The 20,906-nt window shown below is 61.8% G+C and carries 22 protein-coding genes; 21 read left to right on the forward strand and 1 reads right to left on the reverse strand.

Features of this window, described 5'->3' with window-relative positions:
• Positions 1–48 precede the first annotated feature (48 nt).
• Positions 49–1,401, forward strand: coding sequence for a homoserine dehydrogenase (locus HMPREF2617_RS10215; RefSeq protein ID WP_070840648.1), 1,353 nt, complete (start codon positions 49–51; stop codon positions 1,399–1,401).
• A 14-nt stretch (positions 1,402–1,415) separates the two neighbouring features.
• Positions 1,416–2,345, forward strand: a complete 930-nt coding sequence (thrB, locus tag HMPREF2617_RS10220; RefSeq protein ID WP_070840649.1) for a homoserine kinase — start codon at positions 1,416–1,418, stop codon at positions 2,343–2,345.
• Between the two features lie 62 nt (positions 2,346–2,407).
• On the opposite strand, the gene HMPREF2617_RS10225 is transcribed toward thrB, so the two are convergent.
• The gene (locus HMPREF2617_RS10225; RefSeq protein ID WP_070421864.1) at positions 2,408–4,138 is read right to left on the reverse strand and encodes a long-chain fatty-acid--CoA ligase; all 1,731 of its coding nucleotides are present in this window, start codon (positions 4,136–4,138) and stop codon (positions 2,408–2,410) included.
• Positions 4,139–4,422: 284 nt separating this feature from the next.
• On the opposite strand from HMPREF2617_RS10225, the gene rho reads away from it, so the two are divergent.
• From rho to HMPREF2617_RS10320, 19 genes are all read left to right on the forward strand, one after another.
• Positions 4,423–6,285, forward strand: coding sequence for a transcription termination factor Rho (gene rho / locus HMPREF2617_RS10230; protein WP_256381230.1), 1,863 nt, complete (start codon positions 4,423–4,425; stop codon positions 6,283–6,285).
• Entirely contained in the window at positions 6,285–7,364 is a 1,080-nt protein-coding gene (prfA, locus tag HMPREF2617_RS10235; RefSeq protein ID WP_070840650.1) for a peptide chain release factor 1, read from the forward strand. The genes rho and prfA overlap by 1 nt, the downstream gene beginning before the upstream one ends.
• A complete protein-coding gene (prmC, locus tag HMPREF2617_RS10240) occupies positions 7,351–8,214 on the forward strand; it encodes a peptide chain release factor N(5)-glutamine methyltransferase (RefSeq protein ID WP_070840651.1) in 864 nt (287 codons plus the stop codon). Before prfA ends, prmC begins: the two co-directional genes overlap by 14 nt.
• A 23-nt stretch (positions 8,215–8,237) precedes the next feature.
• Positions 8,238–8,894, forward strand: a complete 657-nt coding sequence (locus HMPREF2617_RS10245; protein ID WP_070421840.1) for an L-threonylcarbamoyladenylate synthase — start codon at positions 8,238–8,240, stop codon at positions 8,892–8,894.
• 18 nt (positions 8,895–8,912) lie between these two features.
• The gene (locus HMPREF2617_RS10250) at positions 8,913–10,106 is read left to right on the forward strand and encodes an MraY family glycosyltransferase (RefSeq protein ID WP_070840652.1); all 1,194 of its coding nucleotides are present in this window, start codon (positions 8,913–8,915) and stop codon (positions 10,104–10,106) included.
• A gap of 6 nt (positions 10,107–10,112) precedes the next feature.
• Positions 10,113–10,544 carry a Cg1360 family ATP-synthase-associated protein gene (locus HMPREF2617_RS10255; RefSeq protein ID WP_070452216.1) on the forward strand — a complete coding sequence of 144 codons (432 nt, stop codon included), beginning with the start codon at positions 10,113–10,115 and terminating at the stop codon, positions 10,542–10,544.
• A 356-nt stretch (positions 10,545–10,900) separates the two neighbouring features.
• Positions 10,901–11,695 carry a F0F1 ATP synthase subunit A gene (atpB, locus tag HMPREF2617_RS10260; RefSeq protein ID WP_070482803.1) on the forward strand — a complete coding sequence of 265 codons (795 nt, stop codon included), beginning with the start codon at positions 10,901–10,903 and terminating at the stop codon, positions 11,693–11,695.
• A 101-nt stretch (positions 11,696–11,796) separates the two neighbouring features.
• Positions 11,797–12,042, forward strand: a complete 246-nt coding sequence (locus HMPREF2617_RS10265) for an ATP synthase F0 subunit C (RefSeq protein WP_042406503.1) — start codon at positions 11,797–11,799, stop codon at positions 12,040–12,042.
• A gap of 46 nt (positions 12,043–12,088) precedes the next feature.
• Positions 12,089–12,661, forward strand: a complete 573-nt coding sequence (locus tag HMPREF2617_RS10270; protein WP_070840653.1) for a F0F1 ATP synthase subunit B — start codon at positions 12,089–12,091, stop codon at positions 12,659–12,661.
• A gap of 5 nt (positions 12,662–12,666) precedes the next feature.
• A complete protein-coding gene (locus tag HMPREF2617_RS10275) occupies positions 12,667–13,500 on the forward strand; it encodes a F0F1 ATP synthase subunit delta (protein ID WP_070816815.1) in 834 nt (277 codons plus the stop codon).
• Between the two features lie 8 nt (positions 13,501–13,508).
• On the forward strand, positions 13,509–15,173 hold the full coding sequence (gene atpA, locus HMPREF2617_RS10280; protein WP_070421846.1) for a F0F1 ATP synthase subunit alpha: 1,665 nt from the start codon (positions 13,509–13,511) through the stop codon (positions 15,171–15,173).
• A 47-nt stretch (positions 15,174–15,220) separates the two neighbouring features.
• On the forward strand, positions 15,221–16,189 hold the full coding sequence (locus HMPREF2617_RS10285) for a F0F1 ATP synthase subunit gamma (RefSeq protein WP_070816813.1): 969 nt from the start codon (positions 15,221–15,223) through the stop codon (positions 16,187–16,189).
• A 3-nt stretch (positions 16,190–16,192) separates the two neighbouring features.
• Positions 16,193–17,710 (forward strand): F0F1 ATP synthase subunit beta, encoded by a 1,518-nt coding sequence (atpD, locus tag HMPREF2617_RS10290; protein WP_245167978.1) that lies wholly within the window; start codon positions 16,193–16,195, stop codon positions 17,708–17,710.
• Positions 17,711–17,718: 8 nt separating this feature from the next.
• On the forward strand, positions 17,719–18,087 hold the full coding sequence (locus tag HMPREF2617_RS10295) for a F0F1 ATP synthase subunit epsilon (protein WP_070421848.1): 369 nt from the start codon (positions 17,719–17,721) through the stop codon (positions 18,085–18,087).
• Between the two features lie 164 nt (positions 18,088–18,251).
• Entirely contained in the window at positions 18,252–18,713 is a 462-nt protein-coding gene (locus HMPREF2617_RS10300) for a DUF2550 domain-containing protein (RefSeq protein WP_083279365.1), read from the forward strand.
• Positions 18,714–18,744: 31 nt separating this feature from the next.
• A complete protein-coding gene (gene nucS / locus HMPREF2617_RS10305) occupies positions 18,745–19,437 on the forward strand; it encodes an endonuclease NucS (RefSeq protein WP_070482811.1) in 693 nt (230 codons plus the stop codon).
• On the forward strand, positions 19,438–19,725 hold the full coding sequence (locus HMPREF2617_RS10310; RefSeq protein WP_070421850.1) for a hypothetical protein: 288 nt from the start codon (positions 19,438–19,440) through the stop codon (positions 19,723–19,725).
• Between the two features lie 21 nt (positions 19,726–19,746).
• Entirely contained in the window at positions 19,747–20,049 is a 303-nt protein-coding gene (locus HMPREF2617_RS10315) for an MTH1187 family thiamine-binding protein (protein WP_070421851.1), read from the forward strand.
• 1 nt (position 20,050) lies between these two features.
• Positions 20,051–20,875, forward strand: a complete 825-nt coding sequence (locus HMPREF2617_RS10320; RefSeq protein WP_070840654.1) for a tetratricopeptide repeat protein — start codon at positions 20,051–20,053, stop codon at positions 20,873–20,875.
• The last annotated feature ends 31 nt before the right edge of the window (positions 20,876–20,906 follow it).

The raw sequence follows: 20,906 nt of genomic DNA on the forward strand, positions 1-20,906 counted from the left end.
AGCGGTTCAAACTTGTACTTTGCAGCAACGAAAAGGAGCATCCTGACCATGACAGTTGCCAGCGCCGAAGGCGTCAACGGAAATTACCCCGGCAAGGGCATCGGCACCCCGGTGGGTATTGCCGTGTTGGGCAAGGGCACCGTGGGCACGGAAGTGCTGCGCCTGCTCAGCGAATTCTCCTCGAACTTGGAAAATCGCATCGGTGGCCCGATCGAGGTCCGTGGCGTGGCTGTCTCCGACGTGGACAAGCACAAGAACGCGCCTGAAGTCCAGGGACTTTACTTGACTGCGGATGCGAGCGAACTGGTCACACGCGACGACGTAGACATTGTCGTTGAGCTCATCGGCGGTATTGATTATCCACGCAAGCTGGTGCTTGAGGCTCTCAACGCCGGCAAGTCTGTCGTAACTGCGAATAAGGCACTTGTCGCGGCACACGGCTCCGAGTTAGCAGACGCGGCGAACGCAGCCGGCGTCGACCTGTACTACGAAGCAGCCGTCGCTGCCGCGATCCCCGTGGTCGGCATGCTGCGCCGTTCGCTCGCGGGCGACCAGGTGCAGCGCATCTCCGGCATTGTTAACGGCACCACGAACTTCATCCTGGACGCGATGGCTTCCACCGGCGCGAGCTACGAGGAGGCGCTGGCTGAGGCAACCCGTTTGGGCTACGCCGAGGCTGACCCGACTGCGGACGTCGAAGGCCACGACGCGGCCTCCAAGGCAGCGATCCTTGCGTCCATGGGCTTCCACACCCGTGTGACGTTCGACGACGTCCACTGCGAGGGCATCACCAAGATCACCGCAGACGACATCGCGGCAGCGAAGAAGTCCAACCAGACGATTAAGCTGCTGGCCATCTGTGAGCGTCTCTTGGACGAAAACGGCAACACCACCGGCATTAACGCGCGTGTGCACCCGACGCTGGTGCCGAACGAGCACCCGCTGGCAACGGTGGACAAGAGCTACAACGCCATCTTCGTCGAGGCAGAAGCAGCCGGCCGCCTGATGTTCTACGGCAACGGCGCCGGCGGTGCCCCAACCGCTTCCGCCGTGTTGGGCGATCTTGTCGGTGCAGCCCGTAACAAGGTCCACGGTGGCCGCGCGCCAGCGGAGAACCCGTACGCGGACTACCCGATTGTGGCGTTTGACGATGTGACCACGCGCTACCACATCAACATGACCGTCAACGACCGCGTCGGCGTGCTCGCAGACCTCACGGCTCGCTTTGCTAAGGCAGGGGTGTCGCTTTCCGCGGTCCGTCAGGAGGAATCTGGCGACGAGGCACACCTGATCGTCGTCACGCACGGCGCACGTGAAGCTGCCCTGAACGGCATCGTCGAAGAGCTCACCGGCCACGATGATGTGAAGGCCGTCAACTCCGTCATCCGCCTCGACGCTTAAAGGAGCACTCCGTCATGGCAACCGATCTTGAAGTAGGCCTGAAAGCACGAGTGAAGGTTCCGGGCTCCTCGGCGAACCTTGGTCCCGGCTTCGACACCCTCGGCCTGGCGCTGAGCATCTACGACACGCTCGAGGTAGAAGTCATCGAGTCTGGCCTCGAAGTGGAGATCTTCGGCGAGGGAGCCGACGATCTGCCGCGCGATAGCTCGAACCTGATCGTCAAAGCGATCAACTCTGGCCTGATTGCCGCGGATGTGCGGGCGCCGGGTCTGCGCGTGGTGTGCCACAACCAGATCCCGCAATCGCGCGGTCTGGGCTCGTCTGCTGCCGCGGCAGCCGCAGGTGTCGTCGCTGCGAATACGCTCGCGGGCTCGCCGCTGGATGAGGACACCGTCGTGCAGCTCTCGTCTGAGTTTGAGGGCCACCCGGATAACGCGGGTGCGTCCGTGCTCGGCGGGGCAGTGGTGTCCTGGACCGACATTCCGGTCGATGGGCGCTCGAAGCCGTCCTACCGTGCCGTGCGCATTCCTGTCGACGAGTCCATCAAGGCCGTAGCCCTCGTCCCGGACTTCCACGCATCCACCAATGCGGTGCGCCAGGTCCTGCCGAGCCACGTCACCCACACAGACGCGCGTTTCAACGTCTCGCGCACCGCTGTGATGACGGCTGCGCTGCAGCACCACCCGCACCTCCTGTTTGAAGGCACCCGCGACCGTCTGCACCAGCCGTACCGCGCCGACGTCCTTCCGGTGACTGCGGAGTGGGTCAACCGCCTGCGCAACCGCGGCTACGCGGCATACCTGTCTGGCGCAGGTCCCACCGCGCTCGTGCTCATCACCGAGCCCATTGAGCCTGCGCTTCTCGACGACGCCCGCGCCGCCGGCCTCCGCGTCATCGAACTCGACGTCGCAGGGCCGGTGACCGCAGAACTGCTGCGCGACTAGCGCAAATGCTTTGATGCCCCGGGGTGCACATGCGTACCTCGGGGCATCGTTTTTGTGCGGCATTATGATGTCGCCTTCGGCCGGCTGCCTGGGCCGGGCAAGGCGATGATGTCGAACTCCTCGCGCTGCAGGTGCTTGCGCAGGTCCTTCTTGTCAAACTTGCCTACGGACGTTTTGTCGATTGAATCCACAAACGTCCAATACTCAGGCGCCATCCACTTCGGCAACGTGTCTGCGAGCGATTCGCGGAGTCGTGCGGCAGTCTCCTTTGTCGGCTCAATGCCCGAGAGAAGCTTGGTTACCGCCAGCGGTCGCTCACCCCACTTGGGGTCCGGGATTCCGATCACTGCGCATTCGACGACTTCCTCGGACTCCATAATGAGGTTTTCCACCTGTGCGGAGTAGATCCACTCGCCGCCGGAGCGAATGACGTCGCGGGCACGGTCGTAGAGCGTCATAAACCCGGCGTTGGTGACTGTGCCTACGTCGCCGGTACGCAGCCAGCCGTCGGCAGTGAAGTGTGCGCGCACGTCATCAACTTCTTCGCCCCGGAAGGTGGAAGCGATCTCGCCCGGTTCTTGCGTGGGTGAGTGGTAGTAGCCTGCGGCGACCATATTGCCACGGACCTGAATCTCACCCTGGGTCAAGTCGTTAAACGCCATGACTTGGCCATCGTTGACCACGCGGTATTCCAGTGACGGGGCAAAGCGTCCCTGGGAAATGCGGTAGGACCAGCGCGCCTCACCAGAAGCGCCCGATGGCGGACGCGCCACTGTGCCGACCGTGGTGGTTTCCGTCATGCCCCAGCAGTGGACGATATCCACGCCGTAGCGTTCCTCCCACACCTTGATCAGCGCCGGTGGGGCAGGGGAACCGCCGACGAAGATCTCCTGCAGACTCATTCGCTCTGGGCGATTGTGCAGGTAGTGGACCATCAGCTGGATCCACAAGGTGGGCACGCCGTGTGCCACGCGCGGGTGCGTGCTTGCGATAAGTTTTGCCAGCGTCGGGGCAGATACGTCTGAATCTGGAAGGACGAGGGGAGTGCCCGCGAGAAATGCGGCGAAGGGTACGCCCCAACTGAGCACGTGATAGATCGGGATGCAGCACAAAAACGTCTCACCGTGCGTGACCGCTAGTGAGTCCGTTGCGCGAAGGCCGGTCGCTTCTAGCCACAACGCGCGGTGGGAGTAGGCGACGCCCTTCGGTGCGCCGGTCGTTGCTGTTGAATAGACCAAGGCAGCGGCGGTGTTCTCCGGGAGTTCGGGCCAGTCGTACTTTGTCGAGCGGCCGTCGAGAAGCTCCTCGTAGCTGTACACAGCGACATGCTCTGGCAGATACGCCGCGGCGTCTGTAATCGGTTCGGCACCTGTAAATGCCACCGCGCGAACCTTGGGGCAAAGCTCCACAACGTTGCCTAACTTCTCCGCAAGCCGCGGATCGGCAACGATCAGTTCAGCCTCGGAGTGGTTGGCAACGTAGGCGATCTGGTCCGTCATCAACTGGATATTTAGCGGCGTAAACACAGCGCCCTTGGCAGCGACGGCGAACATCACCTCGAGGTGCTCAGAGCAGTTGTACAGCATGGTGGCGACGCGTTGATCGCTATCAATGCCGAGGTCATCATGCAGGGCGTGGGCGAAGGCCGAAGCGCGGGCGCCGATTTCGGCGAACGTCGTTTCTTCCGCGCCATCAGTGCGCCATGTGGTGCACTTCGTTGTCGCGTGCGCAGTCCTGCCGTATTCGAGAATGCGTGCGACGGAAAAGGGCACTTCCTGCATCGTTGAAAGCATGTTGGCAATGTTAGCGAAGCAATGCGACACGCCCCGGATTAAACCGCGGACGCAAATGCGCTACACTTTGCGCAGGATCGTGCGAACCGCACCCGGCAGGGGTTGTCCCAGGTGGGGATGCGATGGCGGGCACAGCGGCGATTTTTGCTCCCGCACCCCGTGAGATCCGGCAGGGCTACAAAGTTTTACTTCAGTCCAATCCCGATGAAACGCACCGCTTCCAGCATGCACCGTCGCGTGTTAACTACGCGAGAACCTGCTGGTTGAGCGACGAAAGGACACACGTGACCGACACCGGTACCGCGGCAGACTTGGCCGCTATGAAGATTCCGGAGCTGCGCAAAATTGCCGCCGAGAAAGGCCTGAAGGGCGTTTCGGGGCTGCGTAAGGGGGAGTTGATCCAGGCAATTACTACCGGCCAGGTTCCCAAGAAGGCTGCACCGCAGAAGGCGGAGGCCGATAACGCGGAGGCGCCAGCTGCTTCTGAGCGTGCAGAGCGCAAGGCCGACAAGGCTGACAAGACCGACAAGCCTGCAGAAAACGCTGACAAGTCGGCCGACAATTCTCATGACGACGATTCGCGGGGAGCTTCGCGTTCCGCAGCGCGCCGTGCTCGTCGAAACCGTGCGCGTCACCAGCATGAGGACAATGCGCAGGGTGGCGACGCGAGCGATGCCAAGGACGGCAAGGACGAGAAGTCCGAGAAATCCGAGATCACGGACAACCGCGACGAGAACCGCGACAATCGCGATAACCGTGACAACCGTGACAATAACGACCGCGGTGGCCGTAACAACGGCAACAACGGCAACAACCGTGGCGGCCGCAACAACCACCGCGACGATAACGATGACGACCACCAGGGTGGCGGTCGTCGTGGGCGTCGCGGTCGTCGTAACCGTAACCGCAACCGTGACAATCACGGCGGCAACAACAACCAAGGTGGCGGCAACGAGCAGCACTTCGATCCGGAGGACCTGCAGGAGGTTGCGGGTATCGCGGATGTGCAGGACAACGGCTCCGCGTTCATCCGCACCACCGGCTACCGTCAGTCCAATTCGGACGTGTACGTGCCGCAGCGCCTGGTCCGTCAGGCGGGTCTGCGCTCCGGCGACGCGGTAACCGGTCAGGTTCGCGCCAACGGGCAGTCGCACCAGCAGGGCAACGGCCGTAACCGTCGTAGCTACAACCAGGTTGTTCGCGTCGACACGATCAACGGCCAGACTCCGGAGGATGCGAAGGGACGCAAGGAGTTCCACAAGCTCACCCCGCTGTACCCGAACCGTCGTCTGCGTCTGGAAACTGAGCCGAAGATTCTGACCACGCGTGTGATCGACCTGGTCATGCCGATCGGTAAGGGTCAGCGCGCACTGATCGTGTCGCCGCCGAAGGCTGGTAAGACGACGATTCTGCAGAACATCGCCAACGCGATCGCCACGAATAACCCGGAGTGCTACCTCATGGTTGTGCTTGTCGATGAGCGCCCGGAGGAAGTTACCGACATGCAGCGCAGCGTCAACGGCGAGGTCATTGCCTCGACGTTCGACCGACCGCCGTCAGAGCACACTGCTGTCGCCGAGCTTGCTATCGAGCGTGCGAAGCGTCTGGTGGAGATGGGCCAAGACGTTGTGGTGCTGCTCGACTCGATTACTCGCTTGGGTCGCGCATACAACAACTCCTCGCCGGCATCGGGTCGCATTCTCTCCGGTGGTGTGGACTCCAACGCCCTCTACCCGCCGAAGCGTTTCCTCGGCGCTGCCCGAAACATCGAGGAGGGTGGCTCGCTGACGATTATCGCAACGGCCATGGTGGAAACCGGTTCCGCTGGCGATACCGTCATCTTCGAGGAGTTCAAGGGCACCGGCAACGCCGAGCTCAAGCTCGACCGCAAGATCGCGGAGCGTCGCGTGTTCCCGGCTGTGGACGTCAACCCGTCCGGCACCCGCAAGGACGAGCTGCTGATGAGCCCGGAGGAGGCGCGCGTCATGCACAAGCTGCGCCGCATCCTGTCTGCGCTTGATCCGCAGCAGTCCATTGACATGCTGATCAAGCAGTTGAAGAAGACCAAGACGAACGGCGAGTTCCTCATTGGTGTGGCGAACTCGGCACCAATGGCGCAGGCCGAAACTGAGGAGGACTACTCCTAATGGCAGAAAAACCGCATGTTTCGCTTGTCGACGACTACGTCGCCGAATACGAAGGCATCCAGGCCCAAATGGGCGATCCGGAGGTCGCTGGTGACCAGGACCGCTTCCGTAAGCTCTCCAAGCGCTACGCGGAGCTGCAGCCGATCATCAACGTCAATAACGCCCTGAACCAGGCGCGCGATGACCACGAGGCGGCATCCGAAATGGCCTCCGAGGACAAGGAGTTCGCGGAGGAGGCCAAGCGCTTAGAGGACGAGATTGTGCGCCTCGAGGAGGAGTTGGCTGACCTGCTGGCGCCGCGCGACGAGCACGATGGTGATGACATCATCATGGAGCTCAAAGCAGGCGCAGGCGGTGAAGAGGCCGCGCTGTTCGCTGGCGATTTGGCTCGCATGTACCAGAAGTACTGCGAAAAGCATGGTCTGACCTGGGAGGTCCTTGACGTTGCCGAGTCTGACCTGGGTGGTGTGAAAGACATGACCGTCGCGGTGAAGGCGAAGACCCCGTCGCGTGACGGTGCGTGGTCGATGCTGAAGTTTGAAGGTGGTGTGCACCGCGTCCAGCGTGTTCCGGTGACGGAATCGCAGGGCCGCATCCAGACCTCCGCTGCAGGCGTGTACGTCTTCCCAGAGCCAGACGAGGTTGAAAGCGTCAATATCGATGAGAAGGATTTGCGCGTCGACGTCTACCGTTCTTCCGGTAAGGGTGGCCAGGGCGTGAACACCACCGACTCAGCCGTGCGTATCACGCACCTGCCCACCGGCATTGTGGTGACCTGCCAGAACGAGCGTTCTCAGATCCAGAACCGTGCCCGCGCGATGCAGGTGCTGCAGGCTCGTCTCGACCAGATTGAGCGCGAGAAGCAGGAAGCCGAAGAGGCCGAGGGCCGCGCATCGCAGGTGCGCACGATGGACCGCTCGGAGCGCATCCGCACCTACAACTGGCCGGAGAACCGCATTTCGGATCACCGCATTAACTACAAGGCCAACAACCTTGACTCGGTGCTCGACGGCAACATGGACGATCTGATCACGGCGCTGCAGACGCACGAGCGCCAGGAGCGCCTTGAAGCCGAGTAGCCTCCGCGACACCATCGCCCGCGCCACGCAGACCCTTGCTGGCGCGGGCGTTGCGTCGCCTGAAGTCGACGCACGCCTGCTCGCCGCGCACTTGATCGGGGTGCCGCCGATGCAGCTCATGTTCGCCGACGCGCCTACGGACTTCGACGAGGCCTACGCCAAACTCATTGCCCGACGCGCGGCTCGCGAGCCGTTGCAGCACATCATCGGCACAGCACCGTTTGTTGACATCGACCTCGCCGTCGGGCCCGGGGTATTCATCCCGCGGCCAGAAACGGAAGTGCTCGCTCAGTGGGCGGTGCATTTGCTTAGCGACGACACCACCTCGCCCGAATCCCCAACCGTCGTGGACTTAGGCTCCGGCTCGGGTGCGTTGGCCATCACGATCGCCCGGGCGTGCCCGCGCGCACAGGTGATCGCGGTCGAGCGTTCGCCTCAGGCGCGGAAGTACTTGGAGCGAAATGTGGGGGACTACGCGTCGTCGATACGCATTGTCCCAGGGGATATGACCGATCCGGAGTTGCTTCGGGAACTCGACGGTGCCGTTGACCTCGTCGTCACCAACCCGCCGTACGTGCCAGAAACCGGTGACTTAGATGTGGAGGTCTACGCCGACCCCCATGAGGCGGTGTTCTCCGGCGCGGACGGGATGCATGCAATTCGGGGGCTCGTTCCGGTCGCCGCAAGGCTGCTGCGTCCGGGAGGGCACCTCGGCATTGAGCATGATGATTCCACGTCGGAGGCCGTACAAGATGTGGTGCGCGACCACGGCGCATTCGGCCCGCCGAGTGTGGTCGAGGACCTGACCGGCCGAGCCCGGTTTGTCACGGCGAGTAAGCTAGCCCGGTAACTTTCAGAACATGAAGGAGCACTATGTCCGCGATTTATAACTGCCTTGATCCGCAGGTTCGCGACGACGCGGTGCGCGCGGCCGCGGACGCTGTGCGAGCCGGCCGTTGCGTCGTCCTGCCGACAGACACCGTCTACGGAATCGGTTGCGACGCTTTCAACAACGACGCCGTAGCCACGCTGTTGGCTACCAAGCGCCGTGGCCCCGACATGCCTGTGCCGGTGCTCGTGGGCAGCTGGTCGACGATCCAGGGGCTCGTGCGGGAGTTTTCCGACACCGCGAAGACACTCGTGGAGGCGTTCTGGCCGGGTGGGCTTTCCATCGTCGTGCCTGAAGCGCCGAGCCTGCCGTGGAATCTTGGCGATACACGTGGCACCGTGCTGCTACGCATGCCGAACCAGCCGCTCGCACTTGAACTGTTGCAAGAAACCGGACCGATGGCGGTGTCGTCTGCCAACATCTCCGGCAACCCGCCGGCACAGACCGCAGCAGAGGCCAAGGCGCAGTTTGGCGATGCGATTGGTGTGTACCTCGACGGGGGAGAGGCCGAGGTTGGCACTCCTTCGACCATCATTGATATTTCGAAGCCTCAGCCGGTGATTTTGCGCGAAGGCGCGATCCCGGTCGAGCGCATTGGTGAAGTCTTAGGGCTTGACCCAGAGTCGTTGCGTCGAAAGTAGCGGGGGAGTTTTCAGGGGATGTCCGGAGCTGGTGTGCCGCTTCGCGAGCTCGCACTCGTGCTACTCGTCGCGGCTGTGATCACGTACCTGGCCACAGGTGTGGTGCGTTCAGCTCTCGTGCGCACAGGACGCGTCGCGGAGATCCGCCAGCGCGACGTTCACACCCAGCCAACACCGTCGCTCGGTGGACTGGCCATGTTTACAGGGTTCGCTGGCGCGTTTGTTCTCGCGCAGCAACTGCCCGCACTGACCCGCGGGTTCGCTCCAGTCACCCCAGAGATGACTGCAGTGCTCGTCGGCGGTGCCGCCGTCGTTGCTGTCGGAATTGTTGACGACCTCTACGAGCTCGGCGCGTTACCCAAACTCATCGGGCAATTCGCTGCTGCGATCATCATGTCCATCTTGGGGATTGCCTTTACGGTGTTTTACGTACCAATCGGGGAGGGCACCACCCTGATTTTGGACGAAGTCCAGGGCATGGTCTTGAGTGCGCTGTTTACTGTGCTGTTGATCAACGCAGTGAATTTCGTTGACGGCATCGACGGCCTCGCCGCGGGGCTGGGCATGATCGCCGGGATGGCGATCCTCGTCTATTCGCTGTCAGTTCTCCATGACCAGGGCGGGGCGGTCTCCGCGTACCCGCCGGCGATTATCTGCACGTTGCTCGTCGGTATCTGCGCGGGCTTTTTGCCCCACAACTTCGAACCGGCGCGCATCTTCATGGGGGACTCCGGTGCCATGCTCATTGGGCTGCTGCTTGCCGCAGCGTCGATCTCCGCATCGGGCAAGATCAACATGTCGCTCTACGGGGCCGCGGACCTAGTAGCACTCATTAGCCCGATCATCGTCGTGCTCGCCGCGATTGCCCTGCCGGTCCTCGACCTGATTTGGGCCGTTGTGCGACGAACAGCCCGCGGCCAAAGCCCGTTCCAGGCAGACGCAGGCCATATCCATCACCGTTTGCTCCGCCTTGGGCATACGCACCGCCGTACTGTTCTGGTGCTGTACCTGTGGGTCTCCGCAGTCGCCTTCGGCGCGGTCAGTTTTTCCGTCGTGCCGGTGCGCATTGCCGTGATCTTCACCGTTGTCGCGCTTGTTTTTGCTTTCGTGCTCACTCTGGTTCCGCTTGCGGAAGGCAAGATTGGCCCGCGGCGTGGTGGGGACGGTGCGGTGGCGTCGTCGAAAAGCAACCCTGCTCAGTCTGTAGGATGACCCAGCATGGAACCGCTCGAAGTCAATGACACGTCCCAGGTCAGTGATCATCGTCAGCCGCTCATCCGCGCACTGAAGGTCGCGGGATGGGCCCTCGTCGTGCTTACCGTCGTCTCGCTTATGGCATGGGGCGCGACCCGCGAATTGCCCGGCATCTGGGCCACGCTGATGGGAGTCGCCGTCGGCGGTGCGTTCGTACTCGCAACCACGGTGTCCGTGCTCGCAACCTCAAACTCATCCCCAAACACCACCATGGCAGTTGTCCTCGGTGGATGGCTGCTCAAGATGGGGCTGCTCGCAATCTTCCTGCTGTGGATCCGTGGATTCGACTTCTACGACCATCGAGCATTTGGCGTGACGACGATCGCAGCACTCGTCGTTGCACTCGCCGCCGAAGCCTGGGGTGTGCTCACCACACGCACCACGTACCTCAACTAACACAGAGTGTGGGGACCCTGTGACAGACCTAACAATCCGCTAGAAAGCCGTGCAAGCTGGGTGATTAGGGGTAAAAACCCTTAAAAGTCACCTTGGTGGGGGGACAATGGCACAGGTAAAACCCACATTCTCCTGATGTCCTGTTAGGATATCCGCTGGGTTTGTTCCAGGCTGGCGTTACCCCTGATACGCAGGCGAAACCGGCCGGGGAACGACATCCCCTGCCCCGCGGAAGCAGATGTGCGACGGAGTCCGCCGCGGAGGCAGCCTGATGAAGACGTCCATCGCACCGCCCTCCGGGGAACCGGGGAGCGGCCCGAGAACGGGAGAGAACGCTGAGCGTTACAACTTTGGCCATGAAGGGTGAGTTTCACGCACCTGCGCTTGGTCCAGAATTTTTCCCGGGGCAAACGTACGGCCATATCATTGGTGAGGAATTTGCCAATGGGTGGTTCGCACTGGACCGCATCATGCTCGTCCGCCTCTTGATTGCGGCGATCCTGGTGCTCCTCTTTGTTATTGCCTTTAGGAACCCGAAGCTGGTTCCGAAGGGCCTGCAGAATTTCGCCGAGATCGGCGTCGACTTCGTCCGCATTCACATTGCGGAAGACACTCTGGGTAAGAAGGACGGCAAGCGGTTCCTGCCGCTGCTGTGCACCATCTTCTTCTCCATTTTGTTCATGAACGCGGCGACGATCATCCCGGGCCTCAACATTTCGCCTAACGCGCGTATCGGCATGCCGGTCGTGCTGGCAGTTGCGGCCTACATCGCAATGATTTACGCCGGCGTCAAGCGTTACGGCGTGGCGTACTTCAAGCACTCGACCGTGATCCCCGGCCTTCCGCCGGTGCTCCACCTTCTGGTGGTGCCGATCGAGTTCTTCTCGACGTTCATTCTGCGTCCGGTCACCCTGGCACTTCGTCTTATGGCGAACTTCCTGGCTGGCCACATCATTCTTGTCCTGCTCTACTCCGCCACGAACTTCTTCTTCTGGCAGCTGAACGCATGGACGACAGTGAGTGGCCTGACCCTGATCGCAGCACTGCTGTTCACCGCATACGAGTTGATCATCATCTTCCTGCAGGCGTACATCTTCGCGCTGCTGACTGCGGTGTACATCGAGCTGTCGCTGCACGCGGATGCGCACTAACAAAGCGCGACCACACACGGCCAACTGAATAACCCCCAACATCTGTCACACGCTTTCCCGCGGCCTAGCGGGGAGGCACCTAGAAAGGGAACGACTTTCACATGAACGACATCATTCTTGCTCAGGCAGCGGAGACCGTGAACCGCTACGAGGGTCTCGGCACCATCGGCTACGGCCTTGCAACCATCGGCCCGGGCCTCGGCATCGGCATCCTCGTCGGCAAGACCGTCGAGGGCATGGCACGTCAGCCGGAGATGGCTGGCCAGCTCCGTACCACCATGTTCCTGGGTATCGCCTTCGTTGAGGCACTTGCCCTGATCGGCCTCGTTGCCGGCTTCCTGTTCTAAAAACAAGAACGAATAACCCCGTCCATTTTTAGATCAGGAGCAACCAATGACTAACGTCACTGCATTCCTCGCAGCCGCAGAAGGCTCCGAGAAGCTGCCGTTCGAGAATGAACCATCCATTCTCTTCCCGGCCGCGTACGACGTGGTTTGGTCTCTTGTCGTTTTCATCATCATCGGCCTACTTTTCTGGAAGTACGTTATTCCGAAGTTCCAGGAAGTGCTGGCAGAGCGCGAAGACCGAATCAAGGGCGGCATCGAGCGTGCTGAAGTCGCCCAAAAGGAAGCCAAGGCTGCCCTGGAGAAGAACAACGCTGAGCTTGCGGAGGCGCGCCACGAGGCCGCTGAAATCCGTGAGGCAGCGCGTGCCCGCGGCAAGGAAATCGAGGCAGAGTCCCGTGCCCGTGCCGAGGAAGAAGCCCGCCGCATCATCGAGGCAGGCGAAAAGCAACTGCAAGCAGCTCGCGACCAGGTTGTCGCAGAACTGCGCAACGAGATGGGCCAGAACTCCATCTCGCTGGCAGAGCGTCTGCTGGGCACCGAGCTGTCGGACACGACCCGTCGCTCGAACACGATCGATGAGTTCCTCTCCGAGCTCGATCACGTCTCGACGAGAAAGTAGGCGAGATGAAGGCAGCTAGTCGCGAAGCACAGTCGCACGTCACCGGTCAGCTTGAATCGCTGATCGGCAGCGCCGACAACGCAGTCGCCACCGCAGCACAGATCGGCACCGAACTGTTCCTCATCGTGGACCAGCTCGACACCGAACGTGCCCTGCGCGTGGCAATCGCCGACACGTCGCTTGAAGCAGGCCAGCGCGCCGGCATTGTCAAGGACGTTTTCGGCGGCAAGGTGGCGGAGCCCACCCTGAACATCCTCACCGCAGCAGCGGAGCAGGAGTGGTCGACCCCGCGCGAGTTCCGCGCAGGTCTGATCAACCTGGGTCGCATCGCACTGCAGAAGGGTGCACAGGAACAGGGCCAGTTGGAGCAGGTCGAAAACGAGCTCTACCAACTGTCCGTCCTCCTCGAGGACGAAAAGGAGCTCACGCAGCTCCTGTCCGACCGCACCGCAACCGCTGCGCAGAAGCGCGGACTGCTAGCTAGCGTGATTTACGGCAAGGTGACAATGTTCACCGAGGCCCTGGCCCTGCAGGTCATCGGCCGGCCGCACCACAACCCTGTCGACGATCTCGCCGCACTGGCGGAGAACGTTGCAGAGATGCGCGGCAAGTCGGTTGCACGTGTGAAGACCGCTGAGGCGTTGAACGACACTCAGCGTGACGCACTGGCCCGCAAGCTGGAGCAGATTTACGGCCGCGAGATCGCCATCCACTCTGAGGTTGACCCCAGCCTCCTCGGCGGAATGGTGGTTCGCGTGGGCGATGAAGTCATCGACGGTTCGACGCGCGGCAAGATCGAGCGTCTCCGTACCGATATGGCAGCCCAGGCGGCTAAATAATTAACAATATGCTGGATAAAACTACCGAGAGCAGGAAGAACATGGCGGAGCTGACGATCTCCTCCGATGAGATCCGTAGCGCGATAGCGAACTACACCTCGAGCTACTCTGCGGAGGCCTCCCGTGAGGAGGTCGGCGTGGTGACTTCGGCCGCAGACGGTATTGCCCAGGTTTCTGGGCTGCCGGGCTGCATGACGAACGAGCTGCTCGAGTTCCCCAACGGCGTCATCGGCGTCGCCCAGAACCTTGAGACCGATTCCATCGGTGTCGTGGTGCTGGGTAACTTCGAGACCCTTTCCGAGGGCGACGAAGTCAAGCGGACCGGCGAGGTCCTCTCCATCCCGGTCGGCGAGAACTTCCTCGGCCGCGTGATTAACCCCCTGGGTCAGCCGATTGACGGCCTTGGCCCAATCGAATCTGACGAAGAGCGTGCACTGGAACTCCAGGCCGCAGGCGTTCTCGACCGCCAGCCGGTCGAAGAGCCGCTGCAGACGGGCATGAAGGCGATTGACGCCATGACCCCGATCGGCCGCGGCCAGCGCCAGCTCGTCATTGGTGACCGCAAGACCGGTAAGACCGCGGTCTGCATCGACACCATTTTGAACCAGAAGGAGTTCTGGGAGACCGGCGATCCGTCGAAGCAGGTGCGCTGCATCTACGTCGCCGTCGGCCAGAAGGGCTCCACCATCGCTGGCGTTCGCCAGACGCTGGAGGAGGCCGGTGCCCTGGAGTACACCACGATCGTGGCTGCTCCGGCATCCGACTCCGCAGGCTTTAAGTGGCTCGCACCGTTCTCCGGTGCAGCACTGGGCCAGCACTGGATGTACCAGGGCAAGCACGTCCTGGTGATCTACGATGACCTGACCAAGCAGGCAGAGGCATACCGTGCCATTTCGCTGCTGCTTCGCCGCCCGCCGGGCCGCGAGGCATACCCGGGCGACGTGTTCTACCTGCACTCCCGTCTGCTGGAGCGTGCCGCAAAGCTTAACGACGAGCTCGGCGCAGGCTCCCTGACCGCACTGCCGATCATCGAGACCAAGGCGAACGACGTCGGTGCCTTCATTCCGACCAACGTCATCTCGATTACCGACGGCCAGGTCTTCCTCCAGTCCGATCTCTTCAACCAGGGCGTGCGCCCGGCTATTGACGTGGGTATCTCCGTGTCCCGTGTCGGTGGCGCCGCACAGACCAAGGGCATGAAGAAGGTTGCCGGTAACCTGCGTCTGGACCTCGCGGCATACCGTGACCTCGAGGCCTTCGCTGCGTTCGCTTCCGACCTCGACGCCGCTTCCAAGAAGCAGCTCGAGCGCGGCCAGCGCCTGGTCGAGCTGCTCAAGCAGTCCGAGCACGCGCCGCAGCCGGTGGAGTTCCAGATCATCTCGATCTGGGCTGCCAACGAAGGCGTCTTCGACGTCGTTCCCGTTGAGGACGTCCGCCGCTACGAGACCGAGCTGCACGAGGCCATCAAGGCCAATGCACCGCAGGTCTATGACCAGATCGCTGGTGGCAAGCAGCTTGACGACGACTCGCAGGCCGCAATCCGCCGCGTCAACGAGGACCTGGCACGTAACTTCCAGGCATCCTCCGGCGAGCGCATTGTCCGCGAGGCCGAGCACGAGCCGCTCGACTCCGGCCAGGTTGCGAAGAACCAGCTCAACGTCAGCCGCTCCTAGTGCCAGTCGGTTCTAGGACTACTACATAAAGGAAGGGAGGAAACACCATGGCAACGCTTCGCGAATTGCGTGACCGCATCAGGTCCGTCAACTCCACGAAGAAAATTACAAAGGCCCAGGAACTGATCGCCACCGCGCAGATCACCAAGGCCCAGCAGCGCGTCGAGGCGGCTAAGCCGTACGCCGACGAGCTCAAAGACGTCATGGAACGCCTCGCGTCCGCGAGCTCCCTGGCCCACCCCATGCTCCACGAGCGTGAGAACGGCCGGGTCGCGGCAATCCTCGTGGTCACCTCTGACCGCGGTATGGCCGGCGGCTACAACCACAACGTGCTGAAGAAGGCTGCGCAGCTTGAGCGCATGCTGACCGACGCAGGTTACGAGGTGGTTCGTTACGTCACCGGTAATAAGGGCGTGACGCACTTCAAGTTCCGTGACATGGATGTCGCGGGATCATGGACCGGATTCTCGCAGCAGCCGTCTTGGGAGGACACGCACGACGTGCGCCACCAGATCATCGACGGCTACATGGCTGGCTCCGAAGCCACCGTCCCGCTTCGCCAGAACGGCGAAACGGGCGAATCTGTCCGCGGGTTCGATGTTGTCCACGTTGTCTACACCGAGTTCGTATCTATGCTTTCCCAGGAGGCACGCGTCGATCAGCTTCTGCCGATCGAGCCGGTCCTGGAAGAGTTCAAGTACGAACAGGAAGACATGCTGACCAACTCTGGTGAAGTCAGCCCGGACATGAACTTCGAGCCGGACCCGGACACGCTCATGGATGAGCTGCTGCCGGTCTACGTTTCCAGGTTGCTCTACTCGATCTTCCTGGAAGCAGCGGCCGCCGAGTCGGCATCGCGCCGCACGGCAATGAAGAATGCGACCGATAACGCCACCGAACTGGCCAACGATTTGTCTCGCGAGGCAAACCAGGTCCGTCAGGCGAAGATCACCCAGGAAATCACCGAGATTATCGGCGGCGCTGGTGCGCTGTCCGGTAGTGGAGAAAGTGACTAAATCATGACTACTGCTCACTCTTTTGATGAGCGCAACGACGATCTGGCGGGTGCGGCGCTTCCTGAGGCCGACACCCAGACCGCAGATCGGGTCGAGAACACTCAGAACCCGCGCGGTTCTGAGAACGGCCGTGTCGTGCGCGTCATTGGTGCAGTCGTCGACGTGGAGTTCCCGCGTGGCGAGCTGCCCGCTCTGTACAACGCTCTCGAGGTCGACATTGACCTCGGCGAGATGTCCCGCACCATCGTGCTCGAGGTCGCCCAGTTCCTGGGTGACAACCTCGTCCGCACGATCGCCATGGCCCCGACGGACGGCCTCGTCCGTGGCGCCAAGGTAGCGGACTCCGGCAACCCGATCTCTGTCCCGGTCGGCGACCAGGTCAAGGGCCACGTTTTCAACGCACTCGGCCAGTGCCTGGACGACCCGTCGGTCGGCCAGACCGGTGAGCGCTGGGGCATCCACCGCGAACCGCCGGCCTTCAAGGACCTCGAAGGTAAGACCGAGATCCTCGAAACCGGTATTAAGGTCATCGACCTGCTCACCCCGTACGTCAAGGGTGGCAAGATCGGCCTGTTCGGTGGTGCAGGTGTTGGTAAGACCGTTCTGATCCAGGAGATGATTACGCGTATTGCACGCGAGTTCTCCGGTACCTCGGTCTTCGCCGGCGTCGGCGAGCGCACCCGTGAGGGCACCGACCTGTTCCTCGAGATGGAGGACATGGGCGTGCTTCCGGATACCGCGCTTGTCTTCGGCCAGATGGATGAGCCGCCAGGGGTCCGTATGCGCGTGGCCCTGTCCGGCCTGACCATGGCGGAGTACTTCCGCGATGTGCAGAACCAGGACGTGCTGCTGTTCATCGACAACATCTTCCGCTTCACCCAGGCAGGTTCCGAGGTATCGACCCTTCTGGGCCGTATGCCTTCCGCCGTGGGTTACCAGCCGACTCTTGCCGACGAGATGGGTGTGCTCCAGGAGCGCATTACCTCGACCAAGGGCCGTTCGATTACGTCGCTGCAGGCTGTTTACGTGCCGGCTGACGACTACACCGACCCGGCTCCGGCAACCACCTTCGCCCACCTCGATGCGACCACCGAGCTTTCCCGTTCGATCGCGTCGAAGGGCATCTACCCGGCAGTGGATCCGCTGACCTCCACGTCGCGCATCCTTGAGCCGGGCATCGTTGGCGAGCGTCACTACAACGTCGCTCAGAAGGTGATCGGTATTCTGCAGAAGAACAAGGAACTGCAGGACATCATCGCCATCCTCGGTATGGACGAGCTCTCTGAGGAAGACAAGATCACCGTGCAGCGCGCACGTAAGATCCAGCGCTTCCTGGGCCAGAACTTCTTCGTCGCAAAGAAGTTCACTGGCGACGAGGGTTCCTACGTCCCGCTCGAAGAGACGATCGACGCATTCGACAAGCTCTGCGAGGGCGAGTTCGACCACTACCCAGAGCAGGCATTCAACGGCCTGGGTGGCTTGGACGACGTCGAGGCTGCATACAAGAAGCTGCAGGCGTAGGAGGAAACATGGCTGAACTTACCGCTCAACTGGTCTCGGTTGACCGCCTGCTCTGGAAAGGTCCGGCAAGCATCGTCACCGCTCAGACTACGGAGGGTGAGATCGGTATCCTTCCTGGGCACGAGCCGCTCTTGGGGCAGCTCAAGGACAACGGTGTGGTAACCATCCGCCCGATCGACGGCGAGCGTATCGTCGCGGCCGTACAGGGTGGGTTCCTCTCCGTTGTCGGCGACAAGGTGACAGTCCTCGCGGACTACGCCATCTTCGCCGACGAGGTTGACTCCGCCGTCGCAGAGTCCAACCTCGACAACGAGGACAGGGTCGTACAGGCTCGCTCGGAGGCGGAGCTGGCGGCCGTTCGTCGCAACGCGCACTAGTCGCTGCGCCGAGGAAGGCGTAACGCCGGCCTGACCAGCGCCCCCATCCGGATACATATCCGGATGGGGGCGTTTTTCTATGCCCCCACTCGCGCAGCGTGCGCATAAAAGACACAAAGGGCGTTAAGATATTGCGCATTACCCGCTGTCTGGAGGTTGAAACAATGGTGTTCGTCGTTGCCGTGGCTGTGCTTGTGGTGGCCACGTTTGCGGCGTCTGCCATTTGGCGGTTCAGCATGGTCCGCGGTAGCGGTTCCCGTGCAATGATCCGCCAGATGCCGGCCGAAGGCATCCATGGCTGGCGCCATGGTGTCTTGAGGTACGACGGGGAGCGCATGCTGTTTTACAAGCTGCGCTCTTTGTCGTTTACGCACGATATGGTCGCGGACCGACGCCTGCTGCAATTCACAGGCTTGCGGGACGTGACGGCAGATGAGCGCCAGTTTATGCCCGATATTGCGAAGATTCTGCAGGTCGATTCGCCCGATGGCGGTATCGAATTTGCTGCTGATCGTCGCACGCAGATGGGTTTTATCTCGTGGATTGAATCGGCCCCGGACGTACGCGCCGAGCGCACCGATATGCGCTCACTTGAGGAGCGCGCCCAGCGAGAGACCGAGCGTTAGAGGCGTTCGTCGCAACGGTACCCTTGGGCGCATGCGTCTAGTCATCGCCCGTTGTTCTGTTGATTATGTGGGTCGCCTCGATGCCCACCTGCCTGAAGCGCTGCGTCTCATCCTGGTGAAAGCGGACGGCTCTGTGTCCGTCCACGCCGATGACCGCGCGTATAAGCCGTTGAATTGGATGATGCCGCCGTGCACGCTGCGGGTGGAAAACGTTGTTGATATGGATGGCGAGGATACGGGCGAAGAGCTGTGGATCGTCGAGAATTCGAAGGGCGAGCAACTGCGTATCACCATCGCAGAGGTGCTTCTCGACGAATCACGTGACCTCGGCGTCGATCCCGGCCTGGTCAAGGATGGCGTCGAGGCACACCTGCAGGAGTTGCTGGCTGAGCATATTTCGACGCTCGGCGAGGGCTACGAACTTGTCCGCCGCGAGTATCCAACTGCGATCGGCCCGGTCGATATTTTGGCCCGTGACCCGCGTGGCGGAACGGTTGCGGTGGAGGTGAAACGTCGCGGTGGCATCGACGGCGTCGAGCAGCTCTCCCGTTACGTCGAGTTGCTCAACCGCGACGAGTTGCTGCGGCCTGTGCGTGGCGTGTTCGCCGCCCAGGAGATCAAGCCGCAGGCGCGCACGCTTGCCAGCGACCGCGGATTCGATTGCGTGACCCTCGACTACGACGAACTGCGCGGCATCGAATCGAACGAACTGCGATTGTTCTAAATGCCACGCAAGAATCGCCGCCAGTACCAGTCGCCGCGCTACGTCCTGCCGCGTGACGGGTCGACCTTTATCGGCACCCAGGAGATGGAGGGGCCGAAATGGACTAACGGCGAGATATTCAAGGTCCGCCAGATCGGCTCGGCAGCCGCAACGAAGTTCTACATTTGCCCAGGGTGCAACCAGAACATTCCTCCCGGTGTGTCGCATGTGGTGGCATGGCCGCGGGATTCCGGCAGGGGAGTCGATGATCGGAGGCATTGGCATAAGCATTGCTGGGGTCGTCGATAAGCGGGCGTTAGACTGGGCCGCATGATTGCAGCGTTTTCGGTCGCACCGACTTTGACGGAAAATTCCAACGCCGAAATGTCCGACATCGTGGCACGCGCCGTGAAGGTCGTCCGGGAGTCCGGGCTGGCGCACGAGACCACCGCCATGTTCACCACCATCGAGGGCGAGTGGGACGAGGTCATGGACGTGATTAAGCGTGCCACCCAGGCGGTGGAGGAGGTTTCTCCACGCGTGTCGCTGGTGGTCAAAGCTGATATCCGCCCCGGCTACACGGACATGTTGCACCAGAAGATCGAGTCGCTGAACAAGCACCTGGAGGATTAGCATGACCAACCCGCAGTTCACCGGCGGCGCTATTGACTTAGGCGCGCTGGCGCAGCAGCCTGAGCCTGGCGACTTTCAGCCGTTTGTCACCGTCAACGCCACCAACGTTGAGGCGGTTGCGTTTGAGCGGTCCAAGCAGATCCCTGTGATCCTCATGGTGGGCACGGACCGTTCTGAAGATTCTGTCGCGCTCAAGGCCACGTTCGAGCGGCTCGCGGCGGGGCAGCAGCAGTTTATGGTCGCCTACATCGACGCGGATGCTACCCCGCAGGTGGCACAGATGCTCGGCGTGCGCGTGCTGCCGACCGTGGTTGCGCTTGCCGCAGGACGCCCAGTGGCCAACTTTGAGGGCAACCAGCCGGCCGACCAGTTGGAGCAGTGGATCGGCCAGATCGTTGCCCAGCTTGGTGGCCAACTCCAGGGGCTTGGTGGCGAGGAGCCTGCGCAGGATCCGCGTCTCGACGACGCCACCGCCGCCCTCAACGCCGGCGACTTCGATCGCGCAACTGCGCTTTACGACGCCATCCTTGCCGACGACCCCACCAACTCCGATGTCAAACAAGCCAAGAACACTGTCGCTGTGTTGAAGCGTCTCAACGAACAGGGCAGCGAGGGCGAGCCGGTAGACGAGGTAGAACAGCAGCTGCTCGTCGCGGATGCTCAGTTTGTCGGTGGGGATCCGGAAGGCGCCTTTGATCTGTTGCTCGGCATGGTGAAGACGGAGCCGCGTGCGAAGGAGCGTCTGCTCGAACTGTTGACGTTGCTTGCTCCCGACGACCCGCGCGTGATTTCAGCGCGGACGAGGCTCGCTAGCTCGCTGTTTTAGAGTTATCCACAGGGGCGTTTTTGTAAATTTC

This window comes from Corynebacterium sp. HMSC070H05 (assembly GCF_001837615.1).
GTDB classification, from domain to species: Bacteria; Actinomycetota; Actinomycetes; order Mycobacteriales; family Mycobacteriaceae; genus Corynebacterium; species Corynebacterium coyleae.